Source organism: Curtobacterium sp. MCLR17_032 (assembly GCF_003234795.2).
Lineage (GTDB): Bacteria > Actinomycetota > Actinomycetes > Actinomycetales > Microbacteriaceae > Curtobacterium.
In genome coordinates, this window is record NZ_CP126268.1 from 2,186,699 (window position 1) to 2,211,480 (window position 24,782).

The 24,782-nt window shown below is 71.3% G+C and carries 18 protein-coding genes and 1 other RNA gene; 10 read left to right on the top strand and 9 right to left on the bottom strand.

Annotation, left to right across the window (positions count from 1 at the left end):
* Positions 1–5 precede the first annotated feature (5 nt).
* From DEI97_RS10295 to DEI97_RS10325, 7 genes are all read left to right on the top strand, one after another.
* Positions 6–1,010: an NAD-dependent epimerase/dehydratase family protein gene (locus tag DEI97_RS10295; protein ID WP_111075558.1), complete on the top strand. Its 1,005-nt coding sequence runs from the start codon at positions 6–8 to the stop codon at positions 1,008–1,010.
* Positions 1,011–1,012: 2 nt separating this feature from the next.
* Entirely contained in the window at positions 1,013–2,842 is a 1,830-nt protein-coding gene (glmS, locus tag DEI97_RS10300; RefSeq protein WP_111075559.1) for a glutamine--fructose-6-phosphate transaminase (isomerizing), read from the top strand.
* Positions 2,839–4,464 (top strand): polysaccharide deacetylase family protein, encoded by a 1,626-nt coding sequence (locus DEI97_RS10305; RefSeq protein ID WP_111075560.1) that lies wholly within the window; start codon positions 2,839–2,841, stop codon positions 4,462–4,464. Before glmS ends, DEI97_RS10305 begins: the two co-directional genes overlap by 4 nt.
* Before the next feature lies 1 nt (position 4,465).
* The gene (locus DEI97_RS10310) at positions 4,466–5,278 is read left to right on the top strand and encodes a hypothetical protein (protein ID WP_258376749.1); all 813 of its coding nucleotides are present in this window, start codon (positions 4,466–4,468) and stop codon (positions 5,276–5,278) included.
* Positions 5,279–5,309: 31 nt separating this feature from the next.
* Positions 5,310–6,029: a M50 family metallopeptidase gene (locus DEI97_RS10315; RefSeq protein ID WP_111075561.1), complete on the top strand. Its 720-nt coding sequence runs from the start codon at positions 5,310–5,312 to the stop codon at positions 6,027–6,029.
* A gap of 130 nt (positions 6,030–6,159) precedes the next feature.
* Positions 6,160–7,584, top strand: coding sequence for an O-acetylhomoserine aminocarboxypropyltransferase/cysteine synthase family protein (locus DEI97_RS10320; protein WP_111075562.1), 1,425 nt, complete (start codon positions 6,160–6,162; stop codon positions 7,582–7,584).
* Entirely contained in the window at positions 7,581–8,885 is a 1,305-nt protein-coding gene (locus DEI97_RS10325) for an LLM class flavin-dependent oxidoreductase (protein ID WP_111075563.1), read from the top strand. The genes DEI97_RS10320 and DEI97_RS10325 overlap by 4 nt, the downstream gene beginning before the upstream one ends.
* A gap of 79 nt (positions 8,886–8,964) precedes the next feature.
* Here DEI97_RS10325 and DEI97_RS10330 read toward each other — a convergent pair whose 3' ends face one another.
* The 7 genes from DEI97_RS10330 to DEI97_RS10360 form a co-directional block, all read right to left on the bottom strand.
* Entirely contained in the window at positions 8,965–9,786 is an 822-nt protein-coding gene (locus DEI97_RS10330; RefSeq protein WP_181439309.1) for a hypothetical protein, read from the bottom strand.
* A 148-nt stretch (positions 9,787–9,934) separates the two neighbouring features.
* Positions 9,935–10,311: a transfer-messenger RNA gene (gene ssrA, locus DEI97_RS10335) on the bottom strand.
* A gap of 126 nt (positions 10,312–10,437) precedes the next feature.
* On the bottom strand, positions 10,438–10,914 hold the full coding sequence (gene smpB / locus DEI97_RS10340; protein ID WP_111075564.1) for an SsrA-binding protein SmpB: 477 nt from the start codon (positions 10,912–10,914) through the stop codon (positions 10,438–10,440).
* Between the two features lie 142 nt (positions 10,915–11,056).
* The gene (ftsX, locus tag DEI97_RS10345) at positions 11,057–11,971 is read right to left on the bottom strand and encodes a permease-like cell division protein FtsX (protein ID WP_111075565.1); all 915 of its coding nucleotides are present in this window, start codon (positions 11,969–11,971) and stop codon (positions 11,057–11,059) included.
* Positions 11,968–12,723, bottom strand: a complete 756-nt coding sequence (gene ftsE, locus DEI97_RS10350) for a cell division ATP-binding protein FtsE (protein WP_111075566.1) — start codon at positions 12,721–12,723, stop codon at positions 11,968–11,970. Before ftsE ends, ftsX begins: the two co-directional genes overlap by 4 nt.
* Positions 12,724–12,817: 94 nt before the next feature.
* A complete protein-coding gene (gene prfB, locus DEI97_RS10355) occupies positions 12,818–13,927 on the bottom strand; it encodes a peptide chain release factor 2 (protein ID WP_111075567.1) in 1,110 nt (369 codons plus the stop codon).
* A 31-nt stretch (positions 13,928–13,958) separates the two neighbouring features.
* Positions 13,959–15,122, bottom strand: a complete 1,164-nt coding sequence (locus DEI97_RS10360; RefSeq protein WP_111075568.1) for a cysteine desulfurase family protein — start codon at positions 15,120–15,122, stop codon at positions 13,959–13,961.
* Between the two features lie 58 nt (positions 15,123–15,180).
* Here DEI97_RS10360 and DEI97_RS10365 point away from each other — a divergent pair, with 58 nt between their 5' ends.
* From DEI97_RS10365 to glgB, 3 genes are all read left to right on the top strand, one after another.
* Positions 15,181–17,205, top strand: coding sequence for a glycogen debranching protein (locus DEI97_RS10365; protein WP_111075569.1), 2,025 nt, complete (start codon positions 15,181–15,183; stop codon positions 17,203–17,205).
* A gap of 105 nt (positions 17,206–17,310) precedes the next feature.
* A complete protein-coding gene (locus tag DEI97_RS10370; RefSeq protein WP_111075570.1) occupies positions 17,311–19,368 on the top strand; it encodes a maltotransferase domain-containing protein in 2,058 nt (685 codons plus the stop codon).
* Entirely contained in the window at positions 19,365–21,908 is a 2,544-nt protein-coding gene (glgB, locus tag DEI97_RS10375; protein WP_258376750.1) for a 1,4-alpha-glucan branching protein GlgB, read from the top strand. The genes DEI97_RS10370 and glgB overlap by 4 nt, the downstream gene beginning before the upstream one ends.
* An 87-nt stretch (positions 21,909–21,995) precedes the next feature.
* On the opposite strand, the gene DEI97_RS10380 is transcribed toward glgB, so the two are convergent.
* Together DEI97_RS10380 and DEI97_RS10385 are read right to left on the bottom strand one after the other, a co-directional pair.
* Positions 21,996–23,018, bottom strand: a complete 1,023-nt coding sequence (locus DEI97_RS10380) for a tetratricopeptide repeat protein (protein ID WP_111075571.1) — start codon at positions 23,016–23,018, stop codon at positions 21,996–21,998.
* Positions 23,015–24,757 carry a DUF8094 domain-containing protein gene (locus DEI97_RS10385; RefSeq protein WP_111075572.1) on the bottom strand — a complete coding sequence of 581 codons (1,743 nt, stop codon included), beginning with the start codon at positions 24,755–24,757 and terminating at the stop codon, positions 23,015–23,017. Before DEI97_RS10385 ends, DEI97_RS10380 begins: the two co-directional genes overlap by 4 nt.
* Between the last annotated feature and the right edge of the window lie 25 nt (positions 24,758–24,782).

Consider the following 24,782-nt stretch of genomic DNA (forward strand, 5'->3'; position numbering starts at 1 on the left):
ACGCCATGAAGTCCATCGTCACCGGAGGTGCCGGGTTCATCGGCAGCCACCTCGTCGAACGCCTGCTCGCCGACGGCGACGACGTCGTCGTCCTCGACGACTTCTCGACCGGTCGTGCCGACAACCTGGCCGCCGTCGCCGGACACGAGCGACTGCGCGTCGTCGAGGGCAGCATCCTCGACCGCGAGCTCGTCGCCGAACTGGTCGCCGGTTCGGACCGGGTCTTCCACCTGGCCGCCGCGGTCGGCGTGAAGCTCATCGTGGACCACCCGCTGCAGGGGCTCCGCACGAACATCCACGGCAGCGAGAACGTCCTGGACGCCTGTGTCGCCGCCGGCGCGAAGCTGCTCCTCGTCTCCACCAGCGAGATCTACGGCAAGAACACCGCCGACGCGCTGCACGAGACCGCCGACCGCGTGCTCGGTTCGCCGCTCGTGGCCCGCTGGACCTACGCCGCGGCGAAGGGCATCGACGAGGCCTTCGCGCACGCCTACTTCAAGGAGTACGGCCTGCGGGTCGCCATCGCCCGTCCGTTCAACACGGTCGGTCCGCGCCAGACCGGTCGCTACGGCATGGTCGTCCCGAACCTCGTCGGTCAGGCCGTCCGCGGCGAGCCGCTGACCGTGTACGGCGACGGCGTCCAGTCGCGCTGCTTCTCGTTCGTCGGCGACGTCGTCCCCGCGATGGTCGCGCTCATCGAGCACGACGCGGCCTACGGCGAGGCGTTCAACCTCGGCGGCGAGCGCGAGATCAGCATCGCCGAGCTGGCGGAGCTCGTCATCGACATCGTCGGTTCGGACAGCCAGATCACCTACGTCCCCTACGACGAGGCGTACGGCGAGGGCTACGAGGACATGCGCCGTCGTGTCCCGGACAACACGCGTGCCAAGGCCGCCGTCGGGTTCGCCCCGGTGACCCCCCTGGAGGCCGTGGTCCGGTTGGTCGCGGAGGACGTGCGTTCCCGCGCGGTCGCCGACTCGACTCCGGCGAGCGCGACGGCGGCGGTCTAGCCGTGTGCGGCATCATCGCGGCGCGGGTGGCGGACGACGCCACCCCGTACCTCCTGGACGGGCTGGAGCGTCTGGAGTACCGCGGCTACGACTCGGCCGGAATCGCCGTCCGCACCAGCACCGGCCGCACCGAGACGATCCGTTCGGTGTCCCGCGTCGGCGACCTGCGCACGCTGGTCGCCGCCCGCTCCGGTGACCCGTTCACGGGCATCGGCATCGGCCACACCCGCTGGGCGACGCACGGCGCCGTCCGTGAGACGAACGCGCACCCGCACGCCGACTGCTCCGGTCGGATCAGCGTCGTGCACAACGGCATCATCGAGAACGCGGACCTGCTCCGCGAGCAGCTGAGCGCCCAGGGACACGTGTTCGTGTCCGAGGTCGACTCGGAGGTCATCACGCACCTCGTCGAGCGTGCCCTGGCGGTCGACCCGGACCTGATGCTCGCGGTGCAGATCGCGACCGCGCAGCTCGAGGGCTCCTGGGCCATCGTGGTCCTCGACGCCCGGGACGGCCGGATGGTCGTCGCCGCCGACCGGTCCCCGCTCGTGGTGGCCCGTGCCGCCCGCGGTGACTTCGTCGCGAGCGACATCGGTGCGATCGCCACGTGGGCGGAGACCTTCGTGGCGCTCCGGGACGGGGACGTCGTCGAGCTCGGCGAGAGCTGGACGTGGTCCTCCCGCGGCGAGGTCGTGGCGGTGCCGTTCGCGACACCGTCGCCGTTCGCCGCCGAGGCGCTCGAGCTCGGTGACCACACCGACCACATGGCGAAGGAGATCGAGGAGCAGCCCGCCGTCGTCGCGGAGATCCTCGACCGGATCGCCGGCCGCGCGGTCGACGGCTCGATGTGGCGCGGCCTCGGGCTCGCGCCGTTCGAGCGCGTCGCCGTCGTGGCGTGCGGGACCTCGTTGAACGCCGGGCAGGTCATCGCGACCGCGCTCCGCGGACTCGGCGGTGTCCCCACCGACACCGTCGTCGCCAGCGAGGCCGACCAGGCCGTCCTGACGCCCGGCACCCTGGTCGTCGCGATCAGCCAGTCGGGCGAGACCGCGGACGTTCTCCGCGCGCTCGACCGGTTCGCGGACCAGTACCAGGTGCTCGCGTTGACGAACAACCTGCACTCGTCGCTCGCCCGTCGGGCCGACGCGGTGCTCGACTGCCACGCCGGTCCGGAGATCGGTGTCGCCGCGACGAAGACGTTCACGGCGCAGGTCGTCGTCGGCGTCTCGGCGATGATCTCCGCACTGGTGGCGTCCGGCCGGATCGACCGCTCGCGTGCACTGGCGCTCGTGGGCGACATGCAGCGGCTGCCGGGCCTCCTGGCCGGCGCGGCCGAAGCGTCCCTCGACCGGATCCCGCTGCTCGTCTCGAGCGTGCGCGACGCCTCCGGGTTCCTGTTCCTGGGACGTGGGGCGGGCCTCCCGTTCGCCGCCGAGGGTGCGCTGAAGCTCAAGGAGCTGTCCTACCGGTGGGCCGAGGCCTACCCGGCCGGCGAGCTCAAGCACGGCCCGCTCGCACTCGTCACCGACGGCACCCCGGTGGTCGTCGTCGACAACGGCGAGCACAAGATCCAGGCGAGCGTCGCCGAGGTCCGCGCCCGCGGTGGCTTCGTCATCACCATCGGTGGTGTCGGCGCCGACGTGCCCGCGCTCGGTCGCGACGCCGGCCGGCTGCTCTCCCGACGGACCGACGTGACCGACCAGGGCATGTCGCTCTGGGGGCCGCTCGAGTCCGTCGTCCCCCTCCAGATGCTCGCCCGCGAGCTCGCGCTGCAGCTCGGCTGCGACGTGGACAAGCCCCGCAACCTCGCGAAGTCGGTGACGGTCGAATGACCAAGGACCAGTCCTTCAACCGCCTGACGGTGATCCTCGCCGTCCTGGCGGCCGTGGCGATCGTCGTCACGGGTCTCCTCGGAGCCGCCCCGGCACGCGCCGCGACGGTCACGAAGCCCGTCACGGTCAGCCTGACCTTCGACGACGGCGACGCCGATCAGATCCCGGCCGCGCAGGTGCTGCAGCAGAACGGCCTGACCGGCACGTTCTACATCATCACCGGGTACCTCAACGCCCCCGGCTACATGCAGCAGTCGGACCTGGCGACCCTCGCGGCCGCCGGCAACGAGATCGGTGGCCACAGCGTCACCCACCCCGACATGTCGGCGCTGTCCCAGGCCGAGGCGCAGCGGCAGGCCTGCCAGTCGCGTGCCACGCTGTCGTCGTGGGGCTACACCGTCCGGAGCTTCGCCTACCCCTTCGCGGAGTCGACCAAGAAGACGCGTGACGCCGTCCGCGCCTGCGGGTACACCAGCGCCCGCGGCCTCGGCGACGTGCAGACCCCGTACGACTGCACCGGCTGCGTCACGGCGGAGACCCTGCCGCCCCGCAACGCCATGCTGACCCGGGCACCGAGCCAGGTCGAGGCGGACTGGACCCTGGCCGACCTGCAGAAGCAGGTCACCCAGGCGAAGACCGACAGGGGCGGCTGGGTGCAGCTCACCTTCCACCACATCAGCGACGACACCTCGCTCGACCCGACGACCTCACCGGCCCTGTTCGCGCAGTTCGCCCAGTGGCTCGCCGCGTACTCGGCAGACCCGGCGAACGCCACCACCGTCAAGACGGTCGGCGACGCGGTCGGCACCCCGGTGCAGCCGGTCGTGCAGTCACCGGTCCCCGGACCGGCAGCACCCGGCGTCAACGCCGTGCAGAACCCGTCGTTCCAGACGACCTCCTCCACCAGCCCGAGCGGCCAGAAGTGCTGGCAGTACGGCGGGTACGGGTCGAACACGGCGGCGTTCAGCACCGTCAGCCCGGGTCGCACCGGCACCACCACCAAGGCGACGTCGCTCACCGTCAGCGACTACACGGACGGCGACGCCAAGTGGCTGCCGACGTTCGACCTCGGCGACTGCGCCCCCACCGTCGTCGCCGGGCACACGTACTCGCTCCGCGAGTACTACAAGGCGAACACGGTGACGCAGTTCACGGTCTACCTGCGCGACTCGACCACCGGGTCGTGGCACTACTGGACCTCGAGCCCCTGGTACGCCTCGGCCACCACGTGGACCCAGGCGGTGTGGACGACGGACCAGATCCCGGCCGGGTTCAACGGCATCAGCTTCGGCCTGAACCTGTTCACCAACGGCACGCTGACCACCGACGACGTCGCCGCCTACGACACGGTCGGTGCGCCGCCTCTCTCGACCACCACGACGACGACGAACAGCGCGACCACGTCGGCGAAGACGAGCAGCAGCGTCAGCCGGATCGCCCCGGCCGTCGACGCCCTGGCCGTCCGGTCCCGCGCGGTCCTCGGGCAGCTCGACACGTCGGGCATGGCGACCCCGCTCGACACCCCGGCGCAGCCCGCCGGACCCTCGGTGCCCACCCCGGCGGCGCCCGCCGCTCCGGCAGCGCCCGCAGCGCCCGCAGCGCCCGGCACGATCGGCCGGTGACGTGCGGAAGACACCCCAGCCCCGACCCCGGGAGACCCGCCTCCGCGGCTCCCGGGGCCGGGGCGTCCGGCTGCGCAGGGCGGCGGCCCTCGTCGGCACGCTCGCGCTCACCGCGGTCCTCGCCGGCTGCGGCAGCCCGTCCGGCGGTGGAGCGGTCGCCCGCACCTACCCGTGGCACACCAGGATCGTCTCCACCACGTTCTGGGTCGGCGAGGTGTTCGACCCGGACGCCGACGACGGCAGCCAGGTCTACTCCACCTACGACGACGACTGGCAGGGCAGCTACGGCGGCTGCGACGGTGTGATCGTCAAGCGCATCTGCCAGACCGAACGCCGCACGGCCGGCAACGGGTACTTCCCGGTGCACATGAAGCCGAAGGAGAACCCGTTCTACCTCGACGTGCCGTACGACGACGTCAACGACCGCATCGGCTTCCGTGACCGGGACCGGGTGGTGCCCTGGGCCGGCGACACCGCCTACCGGAAGCACCGCGGCGACGACGGCTTCAGCTACCTCAAGAACCGGTGGGTCCAGCTCACCAAGGACGGACGCACCTGCTACGGCCAGGTCCAGGACGCCGGCCCCGGCACGTACCACGACAGCGCCTACGTCTTCGGCTCCACGAACGCGCGGCCAGCCAACAAGCGGTACAACGGCGCCGGGGTGGACGTCTCCCCCGCGCTGAACGGCTGTCTGCACTACGCCGAACTCGACGGCGAGGACGACCGGATCGCCTGGCGGTTCATCGAGGCCGACAAGGTCCCGAACGGCCCCTGGCGCCGGGTGATCACGACCAGCCAGGTCTCCCAGTGAACCGCCGAGGACGGTCTGCCACGATGTCGGCTTGACCTCCCTGCCCGCCTCCGCCGTGTTCGCCGCCCTGCTCATCGGCGCCGTGCTCCCCCTCGTGCCGTTCCTCGGCCGGATCGCCCGCCTGGCCGCGACGATCGTGCACGAGGTCGGGCACTGCGTCGTCGTGGTCCCCTTCGGTGGCCGTATCCGCCGCATCGACCTGCACCCGGACGGCTCCGGCGAGGCCTGGGTGCAGCTCGGCCGCGTCCCGGGAGCGGTCCGCTGGCTGGTGCGGCTGCTCAACCTGTTCGCCGGCTACAGCGCACCGATCTGGGCCGGTGTCCTGCTCGTCACCGGGGCGGTGGTCGGCTCGCCCTGGCTGCCCGTCGCCGTGCTCGGCGTCGTGGGCCTGGTCGCGCTCCTGTTCGTCCGGAACTGGTTCGGGCTGCTCGTGGTGATCGGGTTCGACGCGCTCGCCGTGTGGGTCGCCGTCCGCCCGTCGGACCTGACCCTGCTGGTCGTCGCGGCCCTCGGCGCAGCGCTCCTCGTCGACGGACTGCGCTCCCTCGTGCAGGTCGTCCGGTGGCTGTTCACCGGAGCACGGGTGCAGACCGACTTCCACATCGCGGCCGCCGAGATGCGTCTGCCCGCGGTCGTCTGGTTCGTGCTGTTCCTGGCGGGCAACGGCGTCGCGGTGTGGGCGGCCCGTGGCCCACTGCTGGCGGTCGGCGAGACCGTCCTGACCGGCATCCGGGCGCTCGTCGGCTCCTAGCCCGCCGACCGCGCACAGCGTCGCCGTAACCCGACGCCGCATTCGACGCGGGACCGCTCCGAGCCTGGGAGAGTACGGCGCAACGACCGGACGCCCGAGCGGCCGGACGACCCGGCACGGAGGTTGACGCATGACGGACGAACGACCCGGTTTCGCGACCGAACAGGTGCACGGCGGCTTCCTGCCCGACACCGCCCACGGCGCCCGGGTGCCCGCGATCCACATGTCCTCCGGCTTCCTGTTCGAGGACGCCGCGCAGGCCCGCGACCGGTTCGCCGGCACCGACGACGGCTACACGTACACCCGGCTCGGCAACCCGACGAACGCCGACGTCGAGCGGCGCATCGCCCTGCTCGAGCGTGGAGCCGACGCGCTCCTGGTGAGCAGCGGTCAGGCGGCCGCGACGGTCGCCTTCCTCGGACTCCTCGCCGCGGGCGACCACGTGGTCAGCGCCGCCAGCATCTACGAGGGCACCCGCGGGCTGCTGCTGCAGAACCTCGGCCGGCTCGGCATCCACGTCGACTTCGTCACCGACGCCCGGGACCTCGACGCCTGGGCCGCCGCCGTCCGACCCGAGACGAAGCTGTTCTTCGCCGAGACGATCCCGAACCCGAAGAACGACGTCCTCGACATCGCCTGCGTCGCCGAGGTCGCCCACCGCGCCGGCGTCCCGCTCGTCGTCGACAACACGCTCGCGACCCCGTACCTCGTGCAACCCGTCGAGCACGGCGCCGACGTGGTGGTCCACTCCGCGTCGAAGTTCCTGTCCGGACACGGTTCGGGGCTCGGCGGCGTCGTCGTCGACGGCGGACGGTTCGACTGGACCGCCACCCCGGAACGCTGGCCGCACCTCACCCAGCCCGACCGGGCCCTCGGCGGTGCCAGCTACGTGGACCGCGCCGGCACCGGTGCGTTCCTCGCCTACGCGCGGGACGTCGTCGCCTCCCGGATCGGCCCGACGCCCTCCCCCTTCAACGCGTTCCTCCTCCGGCAGGGCATCGAGACGCTGTCGCTCCGCGTCGAGCGGCACGTGGCGAACGCGCTGACGGTCGCCACGTGGCTGGAGTCGCAGCCCGAGGTGACGAGCGTCGACCACGCGGGTCTGGCCTCCAGTCCGTACCACGACCTCGCCCGGCGCTACCTGCCCCGCGGAGCCGGGTCCGTCTTCGCGTTCACGTTCGCCGGCGGCGAGGCGGCCGCCCACGCGTTCATCGACGCGGTCGAGCTGTTCAGCCGGATGACCCACCTGGGCGACGTGCGGTCGCTGGTGCTGCACCCCGCGACGACCACCCATGCCGGACGGACGCCCGCCGAGCGGGCTGCGCTCGGCATCGGTGACGGGCTCGTCCGCCTGTCGATCGGCATCGAGGACGTCGCCGACCTGCTCCGCGACCTGGAACGCGGGTTCGCCGCGGTCCGCGCGGGCGCGTCGGTCGCGCCAGTGCCCTCGGTCGCGTCCGTGCCCTCGGTCGAGTCCGTCGTCTCGGTCGTCGGCCGGGAGGCACGCCCCGCCCCCGTCACGTCCGTCACGGTGCTCGACGGGGCCGGCCGATGACCCGGATGCAACACGTCGGGTACTTCTTCTCGCGCGGGTTCGGTCCGCAGGCGTGGGGTCGCGCGGACTGGCACTGGGGACACGACTGGACGAAGCCGGAGCTGTACCAGCAGTCGGTGCGGGCCCTCGAGGACGCCGGACTCGACCTGGTCATCGCCGAGGACGCGATCTCCCTCGGCAACCCGTCGACCCTCGACCTGCGCATCCGGCAGGCGTACGGCGGGCCCAAGCACGACCCGCTGCTGCTCGCCCCGTGGCTGTTCGCCGCGACCCGGCACATCGGCATCGCACCGACCGTGAACGCCGGCGTCACCCCGCCGTACCTGGCCGCCCGACAGCTGGCGACGCTCGCGCACCTGTCGTCGGACCGGCTCGGCGTCAACGTCGTCACCGACGTGGGCAGCGCCCGGCACGCCGGCCTCGACCCGCTGCCGCACGACGCCGCCTACGACCGCGCCGAGGAGTGGATGGGACTGCTCCGCCGACTCTGGCACTCGTGGGGCTCCGGGCACCTGCAGTCCGAGTCCGACTGGCACTTCGCCGACGGCGCCGAACTCGACGCGTTCCAGCACGAGGGCGAGTACTTCCGGACAGCGGGACCCCTCAACGCGCTGCCGCTCGAGTCCGACCCCGTCGTGGTCTCCCCCGGCGGCTCCGGACGCGGACTGGGCTTCGCCGGGACGCACTCCGACGTGCAGCTCGCCCTCGCTCCCCTGTCGGCCACCGCGGTCGCCGCCTACCGGGCGAAGGTGCACGCCGCCGCAGCCGAGGTCGGACGGCGACCGGAGGACCTGCGGGTCCTGTTCGTCCTCAAGCCCGTCGTGGCGTCCTCGCCTGACGAGGCCGACCGCATCGTCGAGGCGTCCCGGCACCCGTCCGACGAGGCCCTGCGCACCGTCGCGCTGGCGTGGTCGAGCGACTCGGAGACCGACCTGCTCGCACTCGACCTCGACGCACCGATCCCCGAGGGCACCTTCGCCGACCACGTCTCGGCCGGTACCGTCCGCGGGCTCCTCGGGGACACGCCGGACGCCCCGTTGCGCGAACTGCTCACCCGGAAGGCACGGCTCGGCCGGGTCGCCGACCGCTCGGGCTTCGTCGGGACGGCCGACGAGTTCGCGGACTTCATCGAGGAGCTCGGGTCCGATGCCGACAACGACGGAGTGATCCTGTCCGGCGACCTGCACCCGGCGCAGGTGTACCGGATGCTCGGTGACCTGGTGCCGGTGCTCCGGCAGCGCGGGATCCTCCGTCGGGAGTACGGCGCAGGCGGGCTGCGCTCGAACCTGTTCGACTTCTGACCCCTCGCGGAACGCAACCCCGGCGTCAGGACGTCACGCGACAGCGGTGCGTCTCGACGCCGGGGTTGCGTTCTGCGGCCTACTTCTTCTTGCCGTCCTTCTTCTTGTCGTCCTTCTTCTTCGACGACTTCTTGCTGTCCTTCTTCTTGCTGTCCTTCTTGTCGTCGTCCTTCTTCTTCGACTTCTTCTTCTTCGACGACTTCTCGTCGACGTCCTTCTGCTTCGGCTGCTCCGGCTCGGGTGCGACGGGCTCGACCGGCTCGACGCCGTCGACGGGCTCGACCACGACAGCGGAACCGGTGTCCGCCAGGACGTCGACGGCCTGCTCGGTGACGACCGGGGCGAGGGCGTCCTCGACCCGCTCGACCAGCACCTCGGCACCGGACTCCGCGAGCCGCAGGAGCGACTGCGCAGCACGGAGTCGCGTCGTCGACTTCCGGGCCAGCGCATCCGCACGGGCACCCTCGAGGAACGTCCGCAGCGCCCGCTCGGGCACCGACCGGCCACGCGGCGCGGAACGGTCGAGCCGGTCGAGCTCGCCCGCGATGCCGGCGACGTCGTCCTCGACGCGCTCGTGCCGGACCGACTCCAGCAGCGCCGCCACCGCAGCTGCCGCCCGCTCGACGCCCGGGGTGCGCTGGTCCATCACGACGAGCATCTCGAACACCGTGCCGTAGGACATCGTCTCGAGCCGGACCGGTTCGGCACCACGCCCGCGCAGCACCAACCGGGCATCGGGCGTCGGCAGCCAGGCGACCACGGCGGCGACCGAGGCGACGGAGCCCACGATGCGCTCGTACTCGGCCAGGCCCAGACGGTCCTGCTCCCGCAGACGGACTCGGATCGCGATCTCCTGCACGGTGTACCTCTCGTTCGGGACGATGCCGACGGGCTGCGGCACCGTGCCTCGGAGCGTAGTCCCCTCCGCCGGGCATGCCGAAGGCCCGAGCATGCAGATGGCCCGGGCATGCCGAAGGCCCCGCGACGTCCGGGGACGATGCGGGGCCTTCGATGGCGACTCACGTGACAGCGGTCCGACGATCGGCAGGTGGTGGAGATGGGGGGAATCGAACCCCCGTCCATCGCTGCAATTCGACGTCTTCTACGGGCGTATCCGGATGTTCGTTCTGCTCGGCCCCGTCCGTTGCTACCGGCTTCTCGGACGACGGGCCCAGTCTCAGTGCAAGTCCCGCACGGCCCTGAGGCGCAACCGTGCAGCAAGTCCTCTGGATGACGCCGGAACTCAGGTTAGAAGACGATCACCTGGCCGACGGACTTCATGTGCTGGGCTGCTTACGCAGCGAGAGCGAAGTCAGTGCGCTTGGAATTGGCACTTGTTGGTTTCCACGGATCGTTGACGAGATGACCGTGGGTCCTCGGCCCGCTTCCCGTCGGCACACAGGCAATGTCGAAACCGATCATCCCCATGCAGGCCGATGTGCGAGCCGCTGTCACGCTGTTGAGTTGCCATGCCTGCGTCCGGAGTTCGTCCGGGTCAGGCAGCTATTCAGCCTACCGACTGAACGAGTCTGACGCTAGTCGACTCGGCTGATCAGTCGCCGAGACGGTTGCGGGAGCGCATGGCCCGCTCGGCCTCACGCTTGTCGGTCTTCTCGCGCAGGGCCTGGCGCTTGTCGAACTCGCGCTTGCCCTTCGCGACCGCGATCTCGACCTTGGCCCGACCGTCGTGGAAGTAGATCTTCATCGGCACGAGCGTGTAGCCGCCCTGCGACGTCTTGTGCGAGATCTTCACGATCTCCTGCTTGTGCAGGAGCAGCTTCCGCTTCCGCCGCGGTGCGTGGTTGTTCCACGTGCCCTCGGTGTACTCGGGGATGTGCACGGCGTCGAGCCACGCTTCACCGGCGTCGACGAAGGCGTACCCGTCGACGAGCGACGCCCGGCCTTCGCGCAGCGACTTCACCTCGGTCCCGCTGAGGACCATGCCGGCCTCGTAGGTGTCCTCGATGAGGTAGTCGTGGCGCGCACGACGGTTCGTCGCGACGACCTTCTCCCCGCGTTCCTTCGCCATGACCGGCTCCTCTTCGTTGGGTGCGCACCCGCTTGCGTGCGAGCCGCCCAGCATACCGAACGCCGGGAGGCCCGCACACCTTCCCGGGATCCCTCCCGTTCTCGGTGTGCGGGCCTCCAGACGGGACGACCTGCGGTCGCGATCAGACCTTGAGGTACCGCCGGATCGCGATGGAGGCGGAGACCGCCGCCAGGACCACACCGATGACGATGACCGCCGGCACGACGATCGCCGCGTCGTCCATGCCGATGAACGCGGTGCCGGAGAACCGTTTCGTCAGGTAGTTGCGGACGAAGAACCAGACCACGGCCGTGATCGCACCACCCGCGAGGACGGCTCCGACCGCAGCGGCGATCACCCCCTCGAGTACGAACGGCGTCTGGATGAACCGGTTCGAGGCGCCCACCAACCGCATGATGCCGAGCTCCCGTCGTCTCGAGAACGCCGACAACCGGATCGTGGTGGCGATGAGGAGCACCGCGGCGACGAGCATCAGCCCCGCGATGCCGATCGCCGTGTAGGACGACGCGTTGAGCAGGTTGAAGATCGGTTGCAGGTACCCGCGCTGGTCGACGACGCTCTGCACGCCGGCGACCTTCGACAGGCTCTCGACCAGGACGTCGGCCTGCGACGGGTTCTTCAGGTTCACCCAGAAGGTCTCGTTGAGGTACTCGGGCTTGACGAACTCGGTCGCGGGCGAGTCCTTGAACTGCTGCTTGAACCGGGTGTACGCGTCCTGCTGGTCCTCGAAGTACGACTTCTCGATGTACGGCTTCAGCGTGGACGACGCCAGCTGCTGCTTGATCTGCGCGCGCTGGTCGTCGGTCGCCTTCGCCCCGGTGCAGTTGCCGGTGGTGTCGGTCTCGGTGCAGAGGTAGACGGCGACCTGGGCTCGGTCGTACCAGTACCCCTTCATCTGGTTGATCTGCATCTGCAGCAGGATCGCGGTGCCGACGAAGGTCAGCGAGATGAAGGTCACCAGGACGACGGAGACCACCATCGAGGCGTTGCGACGGAGGCCGGAACCGACCTCGGCCATGACGAGTCCGAGCCTCATCGGATGAGCCCCGGGATGGTCTGGATGCCGGTCGTGTTCGAGACGCCACCACGCTGGATGGGCAGGGCCTGGGTCTGGTAGCCGCCGGCCTGCTCGTCGCGGAGGACACTGCCGCCGGAGAGCTCGATGACCCGGCGCTGCATCTGGTTCACGATGCTCGCGTCGTGCGTCGCCATCAGGATCGTCGTGCCTCCTTGGTTGATGCGTTCGAGGAGCGCCATGATGCCCGCCGAGGTCGTCGGGTCGAGGTTGCCGGTCGGTTCGTCGGCCAGCAGGACCGCGGGCTTGTTCACGACGGCGCGGGCGATCGCGACGCGCTGCTGCTCACCACCGGAGAGCTCGTGCGGCATGCGGGTCGCCTTGCCGGAGAGCCCGACGAGCTTGAGCACGTCGGTGACGGACTCACTGATGAAGCCCTTGCTCTTGCCGATCACCTGCAGCGAGAACGCGACGTTGTCGAAGACGTTCTTGTTCGGCAGCAGCCGGAAGTCCTGGAACACCACGCCGAGGTTGCGGCGGAAGTACGGGACCTTGCGGGAGGAGAGCGCGCCGAGACGCTGCCCGAGCACGTGGATCTGCCCGCGGGAGGGCTTCTCCTCCTTCAGCACGAGCCGGAGGAAGCTCGACTTCCCGGAGCCGGACGCACCGACGAGGAAGACGAACTCGCCCTTGAGGATCTCGAGGGTGACGTTGTCGAGAGCGGGACTCGGGTTGCCCGAGTACACCTTGGTGACCTGGTCGAATTTGATCATGACCGGATCAGGGTAGGTCGCGAACCGGTGATCCTGCTCCAGGCGCGCGGCTCAGGAACCGGTGGGGTCGCTCAGATCCGACCCCGTTCGACGCTCAGTCCTCGTCGGGACGCTTGCGCCAGCGGATGCCGGCGTTGATGAAGCCGTCCAGGTCGCCGTCGAAGACCGCCGACGGGTTGTTGACCTCGTACTCGGTCCGCAGGTCCTTGACCATCTGGTACGGCGCCAGCACGTAGTTGCGGATCTGGTCCCCCCAGCTGGCGGTGATCGTGCCGGCGAGTTCCTTCTTCTTCGCGTTCTCCTCTTCCTTCTTCAGGAGCAGGAGGCGCGACTGCAGCACGCGCATGGCCGCGGCACGGTTCTGGATCTGCGACTTCTCGTTCTGCATCGACACGACCGTGCCGGTCGGCAGGTGGGTCAGGCGCACGGCGGAGTCGGTCGTGTTGACGGACTGTCCACCGGGGCCGGATGAGCGGAACACGTCGACGCGGATGTCGTTCTCCGGGATGTCGATGACCGCGGTCTCCGGCATCAGCGGGATGACCTCGACCGCGGCGAAGGACGTCTGGCGCTTGCCCGCGGCGCCGAACGGCGACATGCGGACCAGGCGGTGCGTGCCGGCCTCGACCGACAGGGTGCCGAACGCGTGCGGGCCGTCCACCTCGAACGTGGCGGACTTGATGCCCGCCTCTTCGGCGTAGGAGGTGTCCATCACGGTCACCTTCTGGTCGTGCTGCTCGGCGTAGCGCAGGTACATGCGCATGAGCATCTCGGCGAAGTCGGCGGCGTCGACACCACCGGCACCGGCACGGATCGTGATGACGGCGGGACGGTCGTCGTACTCGCCGTCGAGGAGCGTCTGGACCTCGAGGTCGCCCATCGTCTTCGTTATGGCCTTGAGCTCCTCGGCCGCTTCGTCGGCGGACTCCTGGTCCTCGGCCTCGTTCGCCAACTCGACCAGGACCTCGAGGTCGTCGAGGCGCTGCTCGGTCGCCGTGAGCTTCTTCAGCTGGGACTGCCGGTGGGCGAGCGCGCTGGTGACCTGCTGCGCGTGGTCGGTGTCCTCCCACAGGTCGGGGGCACCGGCCTGCTCGCTGAGTTCGGCGATCTCACGCTCGAGGCGGTCGACGTCGACCACGGAGCGGATGTTCCCGAAGGTCACTCGGAGGGCGTTGACCTGCTCGCTGATGTCCAGTTCGACCATGGTCCCCGATCCTACCGGCCGGGCGTCCGGGTCAGCGCCCGAGCGAGGGCTCCCGCCGCGCCATGCCCGCCGCACCGGCACGCTCGACGGCCACCGGCAGCGCGGCGAGGAAGGCATCGACGTCCTGCTCGGTCGAGGTGTGGCCGAGGGTGATCCGGAGCGCACCGCGGGCGGCGTCCTCGCTGAGGCCCATCGCGAGCAGCACGTGCGAGGCCTCGGGCACCCCGGCCTGGCACGCCGACCCGGTGGACACGGCGACCCCGGCGGCGTCGAGCAGGAACAGCAGCGAGTCCCCCTCGCAGCCCGGGAACGTGAAGTGCGCGTTGTTCGGCAGCCGGTCGACCGGGTCCCCCATCAGCACCGCGGACGGCACGGCGGCCCGGACCCCGTCGACGAGGCGGTCCCGCAGGTGCCGGACGTCGGCGTGCGGCGCGGCTGCGGCGACCCCGAAGGCCGCGGCGGCCGGGGCGTCCTGCGTGCCACTCCGGACCTGGCGCTGCTGACCCCCGCCGTGGATGAGCGGCTCGACGACCGCGCGTCGGCCGAGCACCAGCGCCCCGACCCCGACCGGGCCGCCGATCTTGTGCGCCGAGACGCTCAACGCGTCGAGGCCGGACGCGGCGAAGTCCACCGGCACCTGGCCGTACGCGGCCACGGCGTCGCTGTGCACCGGGACACCGGCGGCGTGGGCGAGCGCGACGATCCGCTCGACGGGCTGCATGGTGCCGACCTCGTTGTTCGCCCACAGGAACGTGACCAGGGCGACGTCGTCGGCGGAGGCGAGTCGTGCCTCCAGTCCGGCGAGGTCGACGCGACCCTCGGCGTCGAGCGGGACGACGTCGACGACGGCGCCCTCGTGGCGCTCCAGCCAGTCGACCGTGTCGACCGTCGCGTGGTGCTCCCCCGCCGGGACGACGATGCGGGGACGGCGTCGGTCGCGCTGCCGGGCCCAGAACAGGCCCTTGACGGCGAGGTTGATGCTCTCGGTGCCGCCGGAGGTGAAGACGACCTCCACCGGGTCGGCACCGAGCGACGCGGCGACCCGGGCACGGCCGTCCTCGAGCAGCATCTTGGCGCGCTGGCCGGCGCTGTGGATCGACGACGGGTTGCCGACGGTGGTCAGCGCGTCGGTGAACGCGGCGAGCGCTTCCGGCAGGATCGGCGTGGTGGCGGCGTGGTCGAGGTAGACGGGCACGGGGTACCCCTTTCTGGAGCGTTTTCAGGATACCCGGCTGGCCTCGTACCCTGGTGGCGTGTACGAGACCGCGACCGAGACCACGCCCGGCTTCCGGGTCGACGACGGGGACCCCCGGATGACGGTGCGGTCCGCCTCGGCGACCGCGGTGACGGTGGTCGTCGACGGCCGAGGTGCCTTCCCCTTGGCGCGCATCGACGAGACCGACGAGTGGAGCGCCGCCACGCCCGGCGTGCAGGTCGGGGACACCTACCACCTGCTCGTCGACGGGCCGACCGGGCCGCGGCACGAGTTCGACCCGACCCGCCCGCTCCTCGACCCGTACGCACGCGGCATCGTCGCGACCGGCGACGCCCCGCGGTGGACCAGTGTCGTCATCGACGGCACCTTCGACTGGGGCGGCGTCACCAAGCCGGTCGTCCCCCTGGACCGCGCCGTGGTGTACGAGGCGAACGTCCGGACCCTCACCAGCGCGAACCCGGCGATCCCCGAGGAACTCCGCGGCACGTACGCCGGCGTCGCCCACGAGAGCACCATCGCGCACCTGCAGCGCATCGGCGTGACCACGCTCGAGCTCCTGCCCGTGCAGGCGTTCGACACCGAGCGGTGGCTGCGCGAGGCCGGGCGCGAGAACGCCTGGGGCTACAACACGCTCGGGTTCTTCGCCCCGCACGCCGGACACGCCTCCGCCGGCGCCCGGGCCGCGGGTGCCGATGCGGTGCTCCGCGAGTTCAAGGGCATGATCCGGCTGCTGCACGAGGCCGGGATCCAGGTCGTCCTCGACGTCGTCTACAACCACACCGCGGAAGAGGGCCTCGGCGGTCCCACCACCTCCCTGCGCGGGATCGACGGCGCCGGCCGGTACCGCTGGTCCGACACGGACACCTACTACGACACGACCGGGTGCGGCAACACGCTCGACACCTCGGTGACCGCGACCGCCGACCTCATCCTCGACAGCCTCCGCTACTGGGCGCGCGAGGTGCAGGTCGACGGGTTCCGCTTCGACCTCATGGCGTCCCTGGCCCGCGACGGCGACCACGTCTTCGACCCGGAGCACCCGCTGCTCGAACGGATCCGGAACCACCCCGACCTGCAGGACACCCTGGTCATCGCCGAACCGTGGGACGTCGGCCCGGACGGCTGGCGCACCGGCTCGTTCGGCGCCCGCACGCTCGAGTGGAACGACGGGTTCCGCGACACGGTCCGGAAGTTCTGGCTCGAGGACCTCGCCGACGAACGACGCCGCGGAGCCCCGGAGTCCGGCATCGGGGCGCTCGCCGGAGCCCTCACCGGCTCGCGTCATCTGTTCGGCCCGGAGCGCGGTCCGCTGTCCGGCGTCAACTTCGTCACCGCCCACGACGGCTTCACCCTGCACGACCTGGTGTCCTTCGACGCGAAGCACAACGAGGCGAACGGCGAGGAGAACCGCGACGGGTCGAACGACAACCGCTCGTTCAACCACGGCATCGAGGGCGACACGGCCGACCGCGGTGTCCGTGCGGCGCGCGGGCGGTCGATGCGGAACCTGATGGCGACCGTGCTGCTCTCCGCCGGGGTGCCCATGATCACCGCGGGTGACGAGCGCAGCCGCACCCAGCACGGCAACAACAACGCGTACGTCGTCTCGGACGACCTGACGCCGGTGGACTGGTCGGACGACGAGGACGCCGAGTCGATGACCGAGGCGATGGCGGCCCTGACCCGGCTCCGCGCCGCGCACCCGGCCCTCCGGCCGTCGCGCTTCGGCGTCCCCGGCCAGACCACGCCGTCGGCGTCGCGGATGACCTGGTACGGCCCGGACGGCCAGGCGATGACCGCCGAGGGCTGGGACCAGCCCATCCACCGCGCGCTGCAGTACTTCGTCGAGTCGACGCCCGAGCACGAGCCGTACGACCGCGTGCTGGTCGTGGTGCACGGCAGCGGGCGGACCCGCGACCTCACCCTGCCGACGCGCGAGGACGTCTTCGCGTACCGGCTGGCATGGTCGAGCGAGAAGCACCGCGACCACGACCGGCACCGCCCCGCCGGTACCGTGTTCAGCGCCTACGGCCCCGGCATCCACGTCTTCGACGTCATCTGAGCCGACGTCGGTGCGGCCTGACGGCCTCCCGCCCGCCACCCCGGCCGGGAGGCGCGACACGCTTCCCGGGGAACACGGACGGCCCAGCCGGGTAGCGTCTGGTCCGTGGCCTCCGTAGACCGACCCCGGCGTCCGAAGATCGGGCGCATCCCGATCACCGAACTCGCCCCGACGACGCCGAACGGCTTCCCGGGCAAGGGCTTCGACGGGGAGGTGATCACGTTCGGTGCGACCGTCTTCCGCGAGGGGCACGGCATCATCGGCGCGGACCTCGTCCTCGTCCGCCCCGCGGGCCAGCAGCCCGAGACGACCCAGGCCGTCGCCCAGCAGACCCCCGCCCCGCCGGCGCTGCAGGTCGACGAGCGCACCCTCCGCGTCCCGCTGACCCTCGTCGCCGCCGGCACCGACCGGTACGAGGCGACCGTGCAGGTCGAGGGCACCGGCGTCTGGGAGTGGCACGTCGAGGCGTACTCCGACGACTGGGCGACCTGGGTGCACGGCGCCCGACTGAAGATCGCCGCCGGTGTCGACACCGAGGCGACCCTGCTCGACGGCGCCGCGCTGCTCGAGCGTCAGGGCTCCGCCGTGGCCGCCCGCGCCGCCGTCCGCCTGCGCGACACCGACCTCGACCCGGCTGAGCGGCTGGCAGCGGTGGACGACCCCCGCGTCGTCGCCGAGATCGACGAGACCCCGATCGACTCCCTGCGGACGAGCTCCGCCCTGCAGCTGCTCGACGTCGAGCGCACCCGCGCCGGTGTCGGCGCCTGGTACGAGTTCTTCCCCCGCAGCGAGGGTGCCAAGCGCAACCCGGACGGCTCGTGGAAGAGCGGCGACTTCCGCACCGCGGCCCGCCGTCTGCCCGCCGTCGCCCGGATGGGCTTCGAGATCGTCTACCTGCCGCCGATCCACCCGATCGGCCGCACCGCACGCAAGGGCCCGAACAACACGCTCGAGGCCGGGCCGAACGACCCGGGCAGCCCCTGGGCGATCGGTGGTCCCGAGGGTGGCCACGACGCCATCCACCCGGACCTCGGCACCGAGGACGACTTCCGCGCCTTCGTCGAGACGGCGAAGAACACCGGCATGGAGGTCGCCCTCGACTTCGCGCTGCAGTGCTCCCCGGACCACCCCTGGGTCACCGAGCACCCGGAGTGGTTCACGGTGCGCGCCGACGGCTCCATCGCCACCGCCGAGAACCCGCCGAAGCGCTACCAGGACATCTACCCGATCCAGTTCGACACCGACCCCGAGGGCCTGGTCGCCGAGGTGCTCCGGGTGCTCCGTCACTGGATCACGTTCGGCGTCAAGGTGTTCCGCGTCGACAACCCGCACACCAAGCCGCTGTGGTTCTGGGAGCGCGTGATCCGCGAGGTCCGCGACGAGCACCCGGACGTCGTGTTCCTGGCCGAGGCGTTCACCCGCCCGGCGATGATGCGCGCCCTGGCCGAGACCGGGTTCCAGCAGTCGTACTCGTACTTCACCTGGCGCAACACGAAGGAGGAGATCGAGACGTACTTCGACGAGCTCTCCCACGAGACGAGCGCCTACCTGCGCCCGAACCTCTTCGTGAACACGCCCGACATCCTCACCGAGTTCCTGCAGTACGGCGGCCGCGCCGGCTACAAGGTGCGCGCTGCCCTCGCCGCGACCGGCGCCCCGACGTGGGGCATGTACTCCGGCTACGAGCTCTTCGAGGACGTCGCCCGCCCGGGCTCCGAAGAGAACATCGACAACGAGAAGTACGAGTACAAGCCGCGGGACTTCGCGCTCGCCGAGGCGGAGGGCGCGAGCCTCGCCCCGTACGTGACGATGCTCAACCGCCTCCGCTCGGCGCACCCCGCGCTCCGGCAGCTGCGGAACACCACCGTGCACAGCGCCGAGGACGACGCCATCGTCGTGTACTCGAAGCACCTGCCCGGGCGGTTCACCCGGTCCGGTCGGGACGACACGGTGATCGTCGTCGCGAACGTCGACCCGCACTCCGCCCGTGAGACCACCGTGCACCTCGACCTCGCCGCCCTCGGTCTCGAGCCCGGCACCGAGTTCGACGTCCGCGACGTCGTGACCGGCGCCCGCTGGACCTGGGGCTCCTCGAACTACGTGCGCCTGGATGCCTTCCAGGAGCCCGTGCACCTGCTCGTCGTGGAAGGACCGCACCGATGACCGATCCCACCAACCCCGGGCAGCCCAGCGCACCCCAGACCAGCGCACCCCAGCAGGGCGCGCCGCAGCCGCCCCGCGGTCCCGGCCTGCCGCCGGTCCCGCCGCCGCCTCCCGCGATCCCACGCCAGGCGGTCCGCACCGAGCCGAACACCTCGGCTCCCGGTGAGGACCTCCCGGGCGCACCGGTCGCCCCGCCCGAGTCCCCCTCCCGCGACGTGCCGGAGTCGGCCACGCTCGCCGGCGGGCTGACGTCGGCGACGCCGGACGCGACGGACGAGGCGGAGGCAGCCAGCGCCTCCCGGACGGAGGACGCGCCCGCCACGCCCACGTCCGCAGCGACCACGTCCACCACGCTGACGTCCGACAGCACGGCCGTCGCGACGACCGAGCCCGTCCCCGGCCCCGTCGACGAGTGGGTCCGCCAGCAGGTCGCGGAGGGACGTTGGTCCCAGCCGCACGACGTGCTCGGCCCGCACCCCGTCGCCGGTGGCACGAGCGTCCGTGTGGTCCGCCACCTGGCGACCGCGGTCCGCATCGTCCGACCCGACGGTGACGACGTCGAACTCCGTCACGAGGGCGAGGGTGTCTGGGCCGGCGCGACCGTCGGCGAGCTCGGCCGGTACCGCGTCGAGGCCGACTACGAGGACGACGAGACCTGGACCACCGACGACGCGTACCGGTTCCCGCCGACGCTCGGCGAGCTCGACCTGCACCTGTTCGGTGAGGGTCGCGACGAGCAGCTCTGGCACCACCTCGGCGCGCACGTGCAGACGGTCGACGGTGTCGACGGTGTGGCGTTCGCCGTGTGGGCGCCGCGTGCCACCGCCGTCCGCGTGATCGGCGACTTCGAGGGCTGGGAGGGCCGCACCACCGCGATGCGCCGCCTGAACGACCTCGGCGTGTGGGAGCTGTTCTGGCCCGGCGCCCTCGAGGGGCAGCGGTACAAGTTCCAGATCCTCACCGACAGCGGCTGGGTGGAGCGGGCCGACCCGTTCGCCCGCCGCACCGAGGTCCCGCCGCTCACCGCGTCCGTGATCACGAGCGCCCACCACACCTGGTCCGAGGGCGACGCCCGCTGGATGGCCGAGCGCGCCAACGCGACAACCCACGACGCGCCGATGAGCGTCTACGAGGTACACCTCGGCTCGTGGCGTCCGGGGCTGAGCTACCGCGAGGTGGCCGACGACCTCATCGGGCACCTGCAGTACACCGGCTTCACCCACGTCCAGTTCCTGCCCCTCGCCGAGCACCCGTTCGGCGGCTCGTGGGGCTACCAGGTCACCGGGTACTACTCGCCGACCGCCCGCTTCGGCTCCCCCGACGACCTGCGGTACCTCATCGACCGGCTGCACTCGGCCGGCATCGGCGTCATCATGGACTGGGTCCCCGGGCACTTCCCGAAGGACGAGTGGGCGCTGGCGAAGTTCGACGGCTACGCCCTGTTCGAGCACCCGGACCCCCGCCGCGGCGAACAGCTCGACTGGGGCACCTACGTGTTCGACTTCGGGCAGCCGCAGGTGCGCAACTTCCTCGTCGCCAACGCGCTCTACTGGCTCGAGGAGTTCCACATCGACGGCCTCCGGGTCGACGCCGTGGCCTCGATGCTGTACCTGGACTACTCCCGCACCGAGTGGCTGCCGAACATCCACGGCGGTCGCGAGAACCTCGAGGCGATCTCGCTCCTGCAGGAGACGAACGCCACCGCGTACAAGCGCTACCCCGGCATCGTGATGATCGCCGAGGAGTCGACCTCGTGGCCCGGCGTCACGCAGCCGACCAGCGCCGGCGGCCTCGGGTTCGGCCAGAAGTGGAACATGGGCTGGATGCACGACACGCTGCAGTACGTCGAGCGTGACCCGGCGTACCGCTCGTACCACCACGACGAGATCACGTTCTCGTTCGTCTACGCGTTCAGCGAGCAGTTCACGCTGCCGATCAGTCACGACGAGGTCGTGCACGGCAAGGGCTCGCTCTACGGCAAGATGCCCGGCGACGAGTGGCAGAAGCTCGCCAACGTGCGTGCCTACCTGGCCTTCATGTGGGCACACCCCGGCAAGCAGCTGCTCTTCATGGGCCAGGAGTTCGCCCAGCCCACCGAGTGGAGCGAGGCCAACGGTCTCGACTGGTGGCTGCTCGACGACCCGGGCCACCGCGGCGTGCAGGACCTGGTCGCCGAGCTGAACCGCGTGTACAAGGAGAACCCGGCGCTCTGGACGTTCGACTCCAGCGCCGAGGGCTTCGAGTGGCTCGAGAGCGGCGACGCACCGCACTCCACGCTCGGGTTCCTCCGCAAGGCGGGCGACGAGAAGCTGGCGGTCTTCGTCAACTTCTCCGGCGTCCCGGTCGAGCACCGCTTCGGCCTGCCCACGGCGGGCACCTGGAACGAGGTGCTCAACACCGACGCGTCGGCGTACGGCGGGTCCGGTGTCGGCAACCTCGGTTCGGTCCAGGCCGAGGACGTCCCCTGGGCCGGTCGCCCGGCCTCGGCGAACCTCGTGGTGCCCCCGCTGGGCGCCGTCTGGCTGCGCCTGGCCGACTAGCACCCACGGGCACGACGGACGGGAGGCCCGGTACCAGCTGGTACCGGGCCTCCCGTCGTGCTCCGTGTCGCGTCGCGCGACCCGCGCTCAGTAGAGCGCGTTGGCGAGTCGCCGCCGGGCGGCGACGACGCGCGGGTCCTCGGCGCCGATCAGCTCGAAGTACTCGACGAGGCGCACGCGGAGCGCTTCGCGGTCGTCGCCGAACACCGTCGGTACGAGGTCGAGGAGGCGTCCGAAGGCGTCCTCGACGTGTCCACCGCTGATGTCGAGGTCGGCGACGGCGAGCTGGGCCGCGACGTCCGCCGGGCCGGCACCGGCCGCCGCGCGGATCTCGTCCGCGGTCCTGCCGGAGAGCCGGTCGAGCAGCGACACCTGGGCCAGACCGGCCACGGCCATCTGGTCGTGCGGGTCCTGCAGGATCGCGGTGCGGTACTCGCTGATCGCGGTGGCGTAGTCCCCGGCCTCGATCGCGTCGTACGCGGCCTGGTGGTGCGGCGGCAGGGGCTCCGGTTCCGGCTCGCCCTGCTCCGCGTCGTCGGCCTCGACGGCTCCGTCGACCTGGACCCGGCCGGCGACGCCGTTCTGCTCCGCCGCCTGCAGGACCTGCTCGAAGACGTCGCGGACCTCGGCCTCGGGCAGGGCACCGACGAACAGTCCGAGCGGACGGCCACCGATGACGGCCGCGACGGTCGGGATCGACTGTGCCTGGAACGCCTGGACGAGCTGCGGGTTCGTGTCGGCGTCGACCTTGGCCAGGACGATGCGTCCCGCGTACTCCTCGGTCAGCCGCTCGAGGACCGGCGACAGCTGCTTGCACGGACCGCACCACTCGGCCCAGATGTCCACGATGACCGGGACGACGGTGGAGAGCTGGACGATGTCCTGGAAGCTCTGGTCGGTGACGTCCATCACGAGGGACGGGACGCTCAGGACACTGTCCGTGGGCCCGGCACCGGCTGCCGGACCGGCCGTCGCGCCAGCGTTGCCCGGCGTGGCGGGGCTCCCGGCGGGTCCGGCGGCACCCTGCGGCGGACGCTGGGCCCGGTCGACGAGGGACGAGAGGTCGACTGCTCCGCGCAGGCTGGACGGGGTCGGGGGGACGTTGGTCATTGCACCTCACTCGCTGCGATCAGGCCCTGAGTGAACCCGAGGAGTTCTATCTTGTCGTCCGAACCCACCGGGGGCACGGAGAAGAGCAACTGGACGCCGTACGTGGCGGTCACGCCCTTGGTGCTCGAGTCGACGCCGGACAGTGCCTTGACGGCACCCTCGGGGTTGACCTCGGCACCGGCGGCCGTCGGGGTGACCTTCTCGATCTCGTTGAGGTCGACGGAGACGAGCGCACCAGCGGTGTTCGTGGCGAGGGCCAGGGCCGAGTCCTCGGGGACCTCGGACGAGTACTCGATCTTCGCGGTGTCCGGCAGCCCCTTCGCCTTCTCGTCCTTGTACGACTTGCCGATCCGCGAGCGCAGGTCGTCGCCGTCGCTGTCGAACAGGTCGGCGGACTCGCTCGCGGTGTCCTTCGACAGGATGTCGCCGTAGGCCGCGGCGACGGCGTTCGGGGCCAGCGCCAGGAGCTTCGTGTCCGGTGCGAGCTGGGCGGCACCGACGGAGGTCGGCGCGAGCGACGGCAGCTGGGCATCGGCCTCGAGCGAGACAGCGTACTCGACCTTGTAGTCCGAGCGGGCGTCCTGCTGCACGAGGGTCAACGCCTGCGGGGCCGTCTTCTTGTCGGTGCAGTCCGCAGCGACGACGGCGAAGACGGTGCGCGGCCAGGTGTCAGTCTGCTGCGGCAGCGCCACGCAGACGTCGTCGGCGGCCACGGCGGGCAGGGCCTGCGCCTTGGCGTCACTGTCGCGGATCGTGTAGTTCGCCTTGCGGATCTCGAGCGCCGGTCCGGCGAAGCGGGTCGCGGCGAGACTGGCGTCCTTGTCGGCGTCGGCCTTCTCGGCGACCTCGGCCACGCGGGACACGATGCGGGCGATCTGTTGCTTCGTGGCGGCGGTCGAGGCGTCGGGGACCGCGGCGCCGGTGGCCGTGGCGGTCGGTGTCGGGGTCGCGTCCGCTCCGCTGCCGGTCGGCCAGTACTCCGACGAGCACCCGCTCAGCACGAGGGCGCCGGCGACGAGCACCGGGACGGCGATGATGGCGCGACGACCGCGACGGCTCCGTGCCGGCACCTGGGCACCGGCGGCGGCGGCGCGACGGGAGGCACGCACGCGCGGCGGGCGGCCACCACCGCTCCGACGGCGCGGACCACGGGAGCGGCGCTGGTGCAGGAAGGCCCAGACGAGCATGACCAGGCCACCGAGCACGAAGACCCCACCGGCCGTCAGCAGCGGCCCGACGGAGGGCGTCGCGGTGTCACGCGGCCACGTCACGGAGATGTCGGAGGGTGCGGCGTCCGAGCCGTCGCCCATCACCACGAGCGACACGTCGGCGGGCAGTCGGACGGTGAACTGACGGGCATCGTCGTACTCCTGGTACCAGAGGTCGCTGCCCTTCGGGTCGGGCAGGTCGGAGCCGGATCCGGTGGTGCGGGACTTCAGGGAAGCCTCCTCGGCGTCGTAGCGGAGGGTCGTGTGCTCGGTGTCGCCGATCCAGGCGTCGACGTCGGACGTCTTGCCGTAGGCGGCGAACACCTTGCCCGTGCCCGACACGTTGACGCGCTGGTAGCCCGGGTTCGCGTTGAGCACGCTGCCGGGCAGCACGGTGACGGGAGCGGCGTTCGACCCGCTCGTCGCCGCGACGATCGAGGTGGGTGGCGCGAACACGGTCCGCTGCCCGACTCCCAGGCCGACGAGGAGCACCCCGATGACGAAGCTGACGATCGCCAGGACGAATCGCACGGATCTCTCTCCCTCCGCGCCGGGA